At 52.8% G+C, this 11,598-nt stretch carries 7 protein-coding genes; 5 read left to right on the forward strand and 2 right to left on the reverse strand.

Annotated features, from left to right (window positions below):
* Nucleotides 1–35 precede the first annotated feature (35 nt).
* Both AC23NW_RS19490 and AC23NW_RS19495 read right to left on the reverse strand, forming a co-directional pair.
* A complete protein-coding gene (locus AC23NW_RS19490; RefSeq protein ID WP_487451414.1) occupies nucleotides 36–2,486 on the reverse strand; it encodes a TonB-dependent receptor domain-containing protein in 2,451 nt (816 codons plus the stop codon).
* Between the two features lie 174 nt (nucleotides 2,487–2,660).
* Nucleotides 2,661–2,813 (reverse strand): hypothetical protein, encoded by a 153-nt coding sequence (locus AC23NW_RS19495; protein ID WP_293833991.1) that lies wholly within the window; start codon nucleotides 2,811–2,813, stop codon nucleotides 2,661–2,663.
* A gap of 407 nt (nucleotides 2,814–3,220) precedes the next feature.
* Between AC23NW_RS19495 and namA the strand changes: the two genes are divergently transcribed.
* The 5 genes from namA to AC23NW_RS19520 all read left to right on the forward strand — a co-directional run bounded on the left by namA (nucleotide 3,221) and on the right by AC23NW_RS19520 (nucleotide 11,588).
* Complete coding sequence (gene namA / locus AC23NW_RS19500; RefSeq protein ID WP_487451415.1) at nucleotides 3,221–4,291, forward strand: NADPH dehydrogenase NamA; 1,071 nt, start codon at nucleotides 3,221–3,223, stop codon at nucleotides 4,289–4,291.
* Between the two features lie 163 nt (nucleotides 4,292–4,454).
* Entirely contained in the window at nucleotides 4,455–5,138 is a 684-nt protein-coding gene (locus AC23NW_RS19505; protein ID WP_487451417.1) for an RNA polymerase sigma-70 factor, read from the forward strand.
* 47 nt (nucleotides 5,139–5,185) lie between these two features.
* A complete protein-coding gene (locus tag AC23NW_RS19510; RefSeq protein ID WP_487451418.1) occupies nucleotides 5,186–6,187 on the forward strand; it encodes a FecR family protein in 1,002 nt (333 codons plus the stop codon).
* A 291-nt stretch (nucleotides 6,188–6,478) separates the two neighbouring features.
* Entirely contained in the window at nucleotides 6,479–9,967 is a 3,489-nt protein-coding gene (locus AC23NW_RS19515) for a SusC/RagA family TonB-linked outer membrane protein (protein ID WP_487451420.1), read from the forward strand.
* Nucleotides 9,968–9,989: 22 nt separating this feature from the next.
* Complete coding sequence (locus tag AC23NW_RS19520; protein ID WP_487451421.1) at nucleotides 9,990–11,588, forward strand: RagB/SusD family nutrient uptake outer membrane protein; 1,599 nt, start codon at nucleotides 9,990–9,992, stop codon at nucleotides 11,586–11,588.
* The last annotated feature ends 10 nt before the right edge of the window (nucleotides 11,589–11,598 follow it).

Here is an 11,598-nt window from a genome sequence, read left to right on the forward strand (position 1 = left end):
AGAAACGGCGTAACACCTTCTATAAAGCAATCGTTTTACCGGCTTCCTTTACTGTCGTCGTTCGAGATTTTCTTGCTTTGCTTACTGTTGCCGCCGGCATTCATGCTGCCGAACTTATAGCTGAACGTCAGGCGGACAGACCGGTTTACGTAATTTGAGTATCCCTGCGACACAAACGTCGGGGCAAATTGTTCAGAGCTTGTCCGCACCGTCCGGTTAAAGGGGTTGTTGAGGTTCAGCGTCAGGGTTGCTTTTTTATCCCAGAATTCCTTCTTGGCCGAAACAGCGTAATAATACCATCCGGAATAACGGCCCTGCAAGGATACTCCGCCCGATCCGTAATAACCCGACGCCTGCAACATCAGGTCTTTCGGAAACTTGTACGAAAAGTTAGGACTTGCTCCCCAGATCCAGGCCTGGTTGCGCTGGTTCAGTGCAGGGCTATACAACGAGTTATACGTCAGATCAGCATTGAGACTAACCTGCGTCTTCTTATTTGGCTGAAGGCTGACATTGAAGTTACCGCCAAAGCCTGCACTCCGGCCGATATTCTGCGGTGTGGTCAGCGCCACGCCCTGTGCATCGACCGTCGACAGCCATTCGATTGAGTTGTTGGTCTGCCGCCAGAACAAAGCCGCATTGAACGAAGACCCTTCTTTGCCGTAGGTGCTGTAAGCCAGCTCGGTTGCGTGGGTCAGCTCCGGACTAAGGTATGGATTGCCGGTCTGCACGTTTTTCGGATCGCTGTAATTTTTAAACGGATTCAGGTACCAGATCAGCGGACGGGAAATCCGCTGGGTATAACTTGCCTTGATCGTATGCTTCTCCTTCAGTGTTTTCGACAGGTTCAGGCTCGGTATCAGGTTATTGTAATTGCTTTTAAACTGCGTTTTTGTCGATACAAAATCCCCGTTGATATACGTCTGCTCAAAGCGCAGCCCAGCGCTCAGGCCCCACTTTTTCTTTGTATCCATCCGGAATGATGAATATCCCGACAAAACCCGCTGCGTATACGAAAACTCGTTTGACCGGTTGGGATCAAGTACGTAATCGGCTTCCTTTCCGGTTGTAGCCTGATCAATGGTAAACGCACTGCTGATGTCCCGGCTGATGGCCTTGGCCCCTATTTCCCATTTTAAATTCAGTGTATCGCGTTTTGTGTACGACGTAAACGGATGGATGTAATCCGTCTGAAACGTGTATTCGTTGTTACTGCTTTTGTTTGCGCTCCGCTCCAGATACGATGCTACTTCCGACAGCCGTGGCGTTTGCACGATGGTATAATAGTAATTGTCGGGCATACGGCTATACTGCGACAGAATCGAAAACTCGCGGCCGGGCTTTTTATAAGTGCGGGTCCAGCCGAGGTTGAATTCGGTATTGCCGTAGGGGTTCCGGAACCGGATATCCCGTTTGAAATCCTGCACAATGGTACCGTCGATCAGCCGGAGCTGGCTGAACAGGCTGCTGTTCATCGGAAAATTACCGCCCCAGGCATTGGCTGACAGGCTGATCCGGTTGAGTGAATCGGGATCATAATCAAGGCTCATTTCGCCGTAACCGCCGGTGCCGGTGTTGTCCCGCGCCGACGACTGTTCCAGAATATTGGTTGGTTTACCATCGACCAGGGTCGTACGGCTGCTGAAGTTATCGCCGATGTTGCGGTACTGATAGGCATTCATCGACATGGCTAAGCCCAGTTTTTTGCCCCGGACATTGATATTGCCGCCCAGTGAGCGGTTCATATTGCCACCGGTCAGATTAACCGTCCCGTTCGTACCTTGCAGTGCCTTTTTGGTAATGATATTAATCACACCGGCCGCGCCTTCCGCATCGTATTTTGCGCCCGGGCTCGTAATGACCTCCACCGACTTAATTATGTTGGCCGGCATCTGCTTGATGGCTTCGGCCGGATTCCGCGCCATAATCGACGAGGGCTTTCCGTTGACGAGGATCTTAAGGTTGCCGCTGCCCCGCATTTTCAGGTTGCCGTCCAGGTCTACCGTCAGCATCGGCACTTTCCGGAGCACGTCGGCCGCCGTACCGCCCGTTGTCGTGGCATCTTTTTCAGCGTTATACACCAGCCGGTCGCCCTTGTCTTCAACCAGTGCCTTCTGTCCTACGACATTAACTTCACTCAGACTTTTCGTATCGGCGACCAGCAACACAGTACCTGTCGTATAAACCGGTTTATCAGCAGTCAGGGTAATACCCGGCAGTTTTCTTGAACGATACCCTACAAACGTTAAGGTTAGCTGATACGTACCAAATGAGACTTTTTCAATAGCGAATCCGCCTTTTTCGTCCGTAGTAACGCCCGTTACAAGCTTACCATCAGGCGTTTGCAGGGCAACAGTAGCAAAAGGGACAGGTTTTGTCGATAGTGAATCAATCAGTGATCCTGTAATACGGCCGGTAGTTGTTGATGATTGCGCAAAGGCGAAAATTGTACTTAATACAATAAGGGTGGTAAAGATTAACTTCATTGTGGACGTTCATCTTGTTGTGTCACAACAAAGGTACATTACACATTCTGCAATTGTATCGACTTAAGAATAATTAACAGCTTGTTTTTTAGTTACTAACAGAAAACCGGTGTGTATGAAGGATCTATGCTTCATACACACCGGTCTGTCGGAGTAGTACATATGTAAAATAAATCAGTTGGGGTTTGAAAAAACGGTTGCCAGTACCGGTGCTTTAGGACGCATCTGCTGACGGATACTTTCCATTTCCTGCGAAATCATATCATGTAACGACTGGTCGCCCGACTGGCTCGCCAACAGCCGGCGGCGGGCCGCAGCAAGATACATGGTAACTAACTCTACACGATTTTCATCAGGCTTTAATAAACGGTTTCTCTTTGTTCTCGTTCTCATAATTACGTTTCATTTAATGGCCTCTTTCACTGTACGCCTGTTCAGCGAATAGTGTTGAGACGCATTGATTTGTTGTTTGGTACATTTCTTATATGAATCAGCATTTTTTCATTACCAATTCGATACATGCACTCCCATACAACAAAATACAAAGTCTAGTGGTTTAATATTTATTTATCTTTTTCAACTGTTACAGAATCATTTAGCCGCTACGACGCTTTTATGATTAACTATCCATCGCCAAAAGTGCCTTACTGACGCGTTGTATTGATTCCGAACAGTCTGAATCGGTTTCATTATCATATAATACAAAAACCAAATATAGTAGATATTTTACTTCCATGTCACTACTTTTTTCATCTTTATCGCTTAAGAGTCTGTTGCTTAAAAACCGGATCGTTGTCTCACCCATGTGTCAGTATTCGGCTGAAGACGGCTTCGCCAGTGACTGGCATCTGGTCCATCTGGGGAGCCGCGCAGTTGGCGGCGCCGGACTGATCTTTACAGAGGCAACAGCCGTTTCGCCGGAAGGCCGGATCTCCCCCGGCGATCTCGGTATCTGGAAAGATGAACACCTGGACGGTCTCCGGCGAATCACCCGCTTTATTGACGGACAGGGTGGGGTTGCCGGCATACAGCTGGCCCATGCAGGCCGGAAAGCCAGTCACCAGATCCCATGGGAAGGACAGAATCTGATTCCGGCTGACCAACCCGACGGCTGGGAGCGGGTAGCACCAAGTGCGGTTCCGTTTAAGGACGGGACAATTGCTCCTACCGAACTCGATGAAGCCGGTCTGGCGAAGGTCCGTGCCGATTTTAAAGCCGCTGCCCAACGCGCAGCCGAAGCCGGTTTCCGGGTGGCCGAAATCCACGCTGCCCATGGCTATCTGCTTCACGAATTTCTCTCTCCCCTGAGCAACCACCGGACCGATGCCTACGGCGGTAGTTTCGACAACCGCGTCCGGTTTGTGCTGGAGATTGTCGATGAGGTCAACGCTGTATGGCCGGCTAATCTGCCGCTGTTTGTCCGCATCTCCGCCACCGACTGGACCGAAGGCGGCTGGACCATTGATGATTCGGTGGCACTGGCCAGACTGCTGAAAGAAAAAGGCGTTGATGTAGTCGATTGCTCAACGGGCGGCAATGTACCGCAGGCCCCGATTCCGGTTGGTCCGGGCTATCAGGTTCCGTTTGCCGCACGCATCCGGGCGGAAGCCGGTATCGCTACCGGAGCCGTCGGGCTGATTACATCGCCTGAGCAGGCCGAGGCTATTCTGGCGGATGGTCAGGCCGATCTGATTTTACTCGCCCGCGAATTTTTACGGAACCCGTATTTTCCGATGCAGGCAGCGCAGGCCCTTGGCGCTGATCACGACTGGCCTGTGCAGTATGTACGGGCTAAACCCCGCTGAGCACCTCCCCTTCCCGACGGTTTCCGGCTTTCGGGAAGGGCAATACAGCATACTTTTGAATTTATTTAAGATTTTTTAAAAAATATATAAGGTGATTTTCTGAAAAAGTTGTCTGATAGTATAGAAGCCCGTTGCCGGACTTACGTAGTAGTCAACCCAGGATATGCAAGCTATCAGACCGATCCATTCTTCAGGACAACCCGATTCACTACCTGCTATCCAGCTGGAAAACAATATATTGCCGGATGCCCGGGAACCGTCGCCGGTTAACGATACGGAACTGTTTATCCGCAGAGCGTTTCAGGAAAGCCCGCAAAAAGGGTGTGAGCTGCTTTTCCGGCGGTATCATCAGGCCTTATGCAGCCATGCAGTCCGCTTTGTTTATTCTAAAGAAACAGCCGAAGATATTGTGAGTGAGGTCTTTTGTAAGTTCTGGAAGACCAGAGCCTATGAAAGCGTAACCAGCTCATACCGCTTTTACCTCTTCCGGAGCGTCCGGAACGAAGCCTATAATTACCTCCGCCTCGAATTTCAGGACCTCGATACCATCGACAACGCCGACGCCCGCGAAAGTGCCTTCGGTCAGCGGCCCGACCAGCTGTTACAGTTTGAAGAAGTCTTTCATAAGCTGGAAGACCTTGTCGAATCGCTCTCTCCCCAATGCCGGAAAGTATTTCTGCTCAGCCGCTTTGAAGGCAAAAAATACCAGGACATCGCCAGTGAACTGGGCATCTCCATAAAAACTGTCGAAGTACACATCGGAAAAGCCCTGGGCATTGTCCGGAAAGGGCTGAAAGAACACTGGCTTACCTTATTGCTGGTTGTCGCCCGCCTGCTGCCGTTTTAAGCGGCACACCTCTGAACGTATCCTGCACACTTACACGTCGAAACGAAATGGAATCAGAAATCAACAAAGAGCTAATTTTCAGCCACTTTGAACGAAATACATCCCCGTTACAACGGCAGCTTATTGCCCAGTGGCTGCAAACACCCGCCCATGAAGAACAATATTATGAGTGGCTCGAAGAATGGGAAATGTCACACCCGCAATACCTCGCGCAGACGGAACCGGCCTATCTGAAGTTTACCGGTTTTATGGCCAGTAACCAGCACAGCGACACGGCCGGCCCTGAAACGGATGTAGTACCGGTTATCCGGCAATGGCCCGCGCGGCAGTGGCTGGTAGCGGCCTCAGTACTGCTGTTGCTGGGATTGGGCGCCTGGCTGCTGCGCAACCCGATCATGTACCAGACCTACTCGACAGCCTATGGCGAGACCCGCCCGATCCGGCTACCTGACGGCAGTCAGGTGATACTGAGCCCTAATTCCTCGCTCCAGATACCCCGCCGGGGCTTCGGCACCAGTACCCGCGACGTTGAGCTGACCGGCGAAGCTACGTTTTCCATCGTCCATACACCCGACGACCAGCGGTTTACTGTCAGAACGGCCAACAACGTTACGGTTGTGGTGCTGGGAACCGAATTCTCCGTTTTTGCCCGCAAACGGGGTGCCCGCGTTCAGCTCCACAAAGGCAAAGTACAACTGGACTACCGGCAAGGCAAGGCCACCCGCCACCTGACGATGAAACCCGGCGACCTGGCCACGCTTGACCGGCAGAACCACATGCAGCTGCGCCGCGCCGATCATCCGCTGCCGCAACTGACCGGTACAGACAAGCGCTTTGTTTTCGACGAAACCTCACTGCAGGAGGTTGCCTGGCTGCTCGAAGATAACTACGGGCTTCAGGTAACCATCAACGACCAGGCACTGGCCGAACGGGTACTGATGGGATCCTTCCGCGCCGACAATGTTGATCAGCTCCTGCAATCCATCTCTGAATTGCTCGACATCACGGTTGTCCGGCAGGGAAACAAAGTCCGTATTTCCGATCAGTAACAGGGACTTTTCTAACCGGTTCTGTATCATAACGATGGCTTTTTGTTTTCAAAAAATCCGGAGAATAACCGTATTTCCCGATAGACTATTAACTAACTAATTGATTATCAAAATATTAAATTTCTCTTGCAAAAACCTGATCACGCACTAATCTTTGCCTATTGATTAACAATATTATGTAACCCGGAAGCTCGCATACAGCCTCCGGAACGGTGGTTCACAAAGCCATCCTGACTGGTACAATCACTCAACCCTGTTTCTCAACGATCACTTTTTTAATCGTTTGTTTTTATGACAAATCCTTTACCAAATGCCGTAACCAAATGCTTGCTGGCCACCTCGCTGCTGGTCGGTTTCCGGCCGGGCTGGTCGCAGTCAGTCGTGCTGGCCAATAACGTTCAGCGCAAACAGCTGACTACCCCGCATACGCAGGGGCGCCAGCTGAAAGATGTACTACAGGATCTGAAAACCCGGTATGGTGCGGAAATTCTGTTTGAACTCCGCACCGTTGACGGCGTTTCCGTTCCGGGCGAAAAACTCGACAGCAAGGCAACGCTCGAAAAAAACCTCGACAACCTGCTCCGGCCGCTCGGGCTGCGCTATAAAAAAGTAAACAGCAATTCGTACCTGATTCTGACCGGCAGCAACCGGCGGAAAGTTGCCTCGCTGGAAACACTTGTGCCAGAGTCATTACCGGTACAGGAAGCCCCTTCGGCCGATAATGCGGCAAAGCTGCTGAACAGTATAGGGTCTGTCAGCCTGAAAACCGAACTGGCCGCCAATCCGGTTACGGGTACGGTTAAAAGCGAAAACGGGGAAACACTACCGGGCATTAATGTGGTGATCAAAGGTACCAGCAAAGGCACCAGCACGGACGTAAACGGTAAGTATACGCTCGATGTGCCGGTTAACGCGGTACTGGTTTTTTCGGGCATTGGTTTTACAACACAGGAAATAAGCATCGGCGGCCGCAGCCGGCTGGATGTCACGCTCGTTTCTGATAATAAACTGCTCGAAGAGGTTGTTGTCGTGGGCTATGGTACCCAGAAGCGGGAAGCGCTGACCAACTCCGTTGCCCAGATCGGCAGCGATGAGATTGCCCGCCGGCCGGTTTCCAACGTACAGCAGTCTTTGCAGGGGCAGATGCCGGGCGTGACCGTGCTGGATCAGGGCGGCGCGCCGGGACGGTCAAATGCGGCCATCCGTGTACGGGGCGTTACCACCTTTAATATCAACGGAACCAGTTCGGCCGGCAGCAGCAACAGCACCGGCAGCTTTGACCTGGGCAAAAATGACGCCCTTGTTATCGTTGACGGGATTGAGCAACGTCTCACCGACATCAACCCCGAAGACATCGAAACCATTTCGATCCTGAAAGATGCCGCCTCAACTGCCATTTACGGGTCAAGGGCCACCAACGGGGTGGTGCTCGTAACGACCAAGCGCGCGAAAGGCGGTAAGGTACAGGTCGATTACAACGGCTATTACGCCATCCAGAAATCGATCAACGCCCCGCAGATGATGGGTCTCGAAGACTACATGCGTCTACAGGTCGTGGCGTATACCAACGCCGGTGCCGCCCTCCCTGCCCGCTTCACCGAATCGTCGATTCAGGCCTACATAAACGCGACCGACCGCGAAAAATATCCGTTGCCGAACACCTGGTTCCAGACCATGCTGCATGCGGCACCACAACAGAACCATACGCTGTCGATTGCCGGTGGCACCGAAGCCCTCCGCACACGGCTGAGCTTACGCTTCCAGGATCAGGCCGGTATCATTACGCATTATACCAGTAAAATCGGCGAAATCCGGATGAACACCGATTACACGGTCTCACGCCGGGTACGGCTCAGCGGTGACCTTAACTACCGGTATAACTACTCGCAGGTGCCGACCGTTGACCCGATCGACCGTTTTTTCCACGGCTCGCTGTGGGCAGTACCTAAATATGCAGACGGCACCTATGGCCTGAGTCCGCAGGGTAACAACCCGCTGATGAATGCTGAAATCGGCGGCGATTCGAAGCGTTTCTCTGATTTTCTGGCCGGTTACGTAAAAGGCGAATGGGAAATTATGGACGGGCTGACATTCTCGACGCAGCTGGCCGGCCGTGGTTATTTCACCCAGGAAAAGAACTACGCCAATGCGTTTACGAACCTTGACAAAAACACGAACATAACGAAAACGGTCGCCAATAACACACTGACCGAAGTACGGAATTCGTTGCGGGAGTACACCCTTATCAGCCTGTTAACCTACGAAAAAACGATTGGTAATCATGGTCTTAAAGGTTTGCTCGGCTATTCGCAGATCGGTAATACCCAGAACTTCCTGAGTGCCTACCGCGAACGGTTCTACAGCAACGACATTCAGTCGATCAGCCAGGGCGCTAACGACGGAACCAAGAGCAACTCCGGAAACGATGCCGTGTTTGGCCTGCGCTCTTACTTTGCCCGTGTCAACTACGACTACAACGGCAAATACCTCTTCGAAGCCAACGGCCGGTATGACGGATCGTCGAAATTCACCGGTGAGAAACAGTATAGCTTTTTCCCGTCGTTCTCGGCGGGCTGGCGGCTCTCGAAAGAAGCGTTCTGGCAGGGACTTCAATCTACGGTTAATGAGCTGAAACTCCGTGGCTCCTGGGGGATCACCGGTAACCAGTCGGTCGATCTTTATAGTTATTACGCTGCTCTCACCGCACGGGGTTATAACTTCAACGGCGCGGCCGTGCAGGGCTACCGGCAGAGCAGCCTGGCCAACACCAATCTGGGCTGGGAATCGACCACACAGCTTGACCTTGGGCTGGATGCGTCGTTCCTGCGCAACCGCCTGAACCTGACCGTCGATTATTATAAAAAACGGACCAACGATATCCTGCTGAATCTCGAAATTCCGGCTACGGTCGGGCTGTCGGCACCGCCGCAGAACGCCGGCTCGGTGGAGAACAAAGGGCTGGAAATCAGCCTGAACTATCGGGGTGCCAAAAGTTCATCGGGTTTTCAGTATAATCTCGGCGGTAATTTCAGCATCAACTCAAACAAAGTAGTTGACCTGAAAGGCACCGGCCCATACATCACCGGTTCGGACATTGACCCGCGCTACATCATCGCCGTTGGTCTGCCGATTAACACCCTGTGGGGCTACAAAACCGATGGCCTGTTCCAGACTCAGTCGGAGATTGACAGCTACAAAGCGACCTACGCCGCCAACACCAGACCCGGCGACGTAAAATACGTTGACCTCAACGGCGACGGTAAAATCGACGCCAACGACATGACAACTATCGGCAATTCGTTTCCGAAATACATTTTCGGGCTGAACGCAAACTTCTCTTACAAGAATTTTGAGCTGAGTCTGCTGTTCCAGGGGGCGGCCAAGGTCGATACCCGTCTGGCAGGCGCACTGGCCGAAATGGGTAACCAGGAAGGGTTTACGCACGAAATCTATACCAATAACTATTGGACCCCTGAAAACCCGACCGCCCGGTTCCCGCGCCCGAGGAAGTTTGATCTCCGGAATGTGGCCACCTCCGACCGGCTCGTGATTGATGCCTCGTATGTACGGCTCAAAAACGTACAGCTGGCCTATTCGCTGCCTGCGGCAATTGCCGGCAAGCTGAAAATGAGCCGCATCCGGGCCTACGTATCGGCCACTAACGTCTTTACGATCTCAAAACTGAACGAGTGGGATCTCGATCCGGAAGTGGGCTCAGGCCGTGGTGTGTATTACCCGCAGACGGCGTTGTACACCGTTGGCTTAAATCTGGGACTCTAACTCAACTCATCGTCTGAACATTATGAAATCAATACGTTACACGATCAAATATACCTTACTGGCCATTACGGCAGGGCTGGCACTGACCGCCTGCGACCGCCAGCTGCTGGATACGGTGCCGAATGACCGGCTGTCGGAAAGTGTGTTCTGGAAGACCGATAACGACGCCCGGCTGGCAACCAACTCCCTGTACAGTGACCTCGACAGTACGAACATTTTCAGCTGGGATGCCCTGACCGACATCGGCCACGTAAACCAGCCGTTTGAACTGCACGCGTACATCGAACTGGGCCAGTATGATGCCACCAGCTCACGGATATTCGGCGAGTGGTCAAAGGCCTATCGCGGCATCCGCGCCTGCAATTACCTGCTCGACAATATCGATAAAATCCAGACGACCAACACAGCCCTGATCAGTCAGTGCAAAGGCGAAGCGCGGGCGCTCCGGGCCTATCAGTACCTGAAACTGGCCAGCCTGTACGGCGATGTGCCGCTGGTAACCAAGGCCATTACGCTGGAAGAAAGCCGTGCCCTTACCCGGACACCGGTTGCTCAGGTGTGGGATTTTGTTGACAAGGAGCTATCCGAAGCAGCGGCTCTGCTGCCGGCTACGTACGCCGCTGCCGACAAAGGCCGGTTTACCAAAGGTGCTGCCATCGGCCTGCGGGCGCGGGCTAACCTCTATGCCGGCCGCTACCAGCAGGCCGCCGATGCTGCCGATCAGGTCATCAAATCGGGCACATACGGACTGTATGATTCGTACGAAAAACTGTTTACCTACGCGGCCGAAAACAACCGGGAGGTATTGCTGGACCGCCAGTTTATCAAGGATACCTATCCGGTAAACGTTTTCAGCTACATGGGACCTTACAGCCAGAAAAACGCCAACAGCACCTTTGTGCCGACCAAGGCGCTCGTCGATATGTACGAAACCACAGCCGGTAAACTGATTACGGACGCTACCAGCGGTTATGATCCGGCAGCACCGTATGTCAACCGTGACCCGCGGCTGAAGTTCTCGGTATACCTGACCGGCGATCTCCTGCCCAGCGGCATCGCCTTCCGGCCGGAACCCAACAGCGGCACCGCCGATGCGGTCGGCAATACCTACATTGCCTCCACGACCGGCTTCAACCTCAAGAAATACATCAATGCCGACGACTATGCCAATCCGGCCAACAACGGCATTAATATCATTCTGCTGCGGTATGCCGAAATTCTGCTGACGTATGCCGAAGCGAAAATTGAGCAAAACCAGATTGACGCCAGTGTCATCAGTGCCATCAATGCCGTACGTAACGGCCGGACCGACGTAAAACAACCGGCCATCAGTGCGACCGCTTCGCAGGCCGAATTGCGGGCGATTGTCCGACGCGAGCGCACGGTCGAACTGGCCTTTGAAGGGCAGCACCTGATTGATATCCGACGCTGGAAAACGGCCGAAACCGTATTGCCGGGGCCGGTTTATGGCATCACCTACAAAGGTACCGACGGCAAACTGGCGACGGTTCAGGTGGTGGGCATCAACCGGGTGTTCGACAAGACGCGGCATTATCTGTGGCCGGTTCCGCAGCGGGAGCGCAACCTGACGCCGTCGCTGTCGCAGAATCCGGGCTGGTAAGCTATTCCAT

The organism is Arsenicibacter sp. R0_47 (assembly GCF_057652235.1).

Coding starts and splice junctions, on each gene's coding strand:
- AC23NW_RS19490 (WP_487451414.1), bottom strand. CDS start 2,486: ATGAAGTTAATCTTTACCACCCTTATTGTATTAAGTACAATTTTCGCC.
- AC23NW_RS19515 (WP_487451420.1), top strand. CDS start 6,479: ATGACAAATCCTTTACCAAATGCCGTAACCAAATGCTTGCTGGCCACC.
- AC23NW_RS19495 (WP_293833991.1), bottom strand. CDS start 2,813: ATGTATCTTGCTGCGGCCCGCCGCCGGCTGTTGGCGAGCCAGTCGGGC.
- AC23NW_RS19510 (WP_487451418.1), top strand. CDS start 5,186: ATGGAATCAGAAATCAACAAAGAGCTAATTTTCAGCCACTTTGAACGA.
- AC23NW_RS19520 (WP_487451421.1), top strand. CDS start 9,990: ATGAAATCAATACGTTACACGATCAAATATACCTTACTGGCCATTACG.
- namA (WP_487451415.1), top strand. CDS start 3,221: ATGTCACTACTTTTTTCATCTTTATCGCTTAAGAGTCTGTTGCTTAAA.
- AC23NW_RS19505 (WP_487451417.1), top strand. CDS start 4,455: ATGCAAGCTATCAGACCGATCCATTCTTCAGGACAACCCGATTCACTA.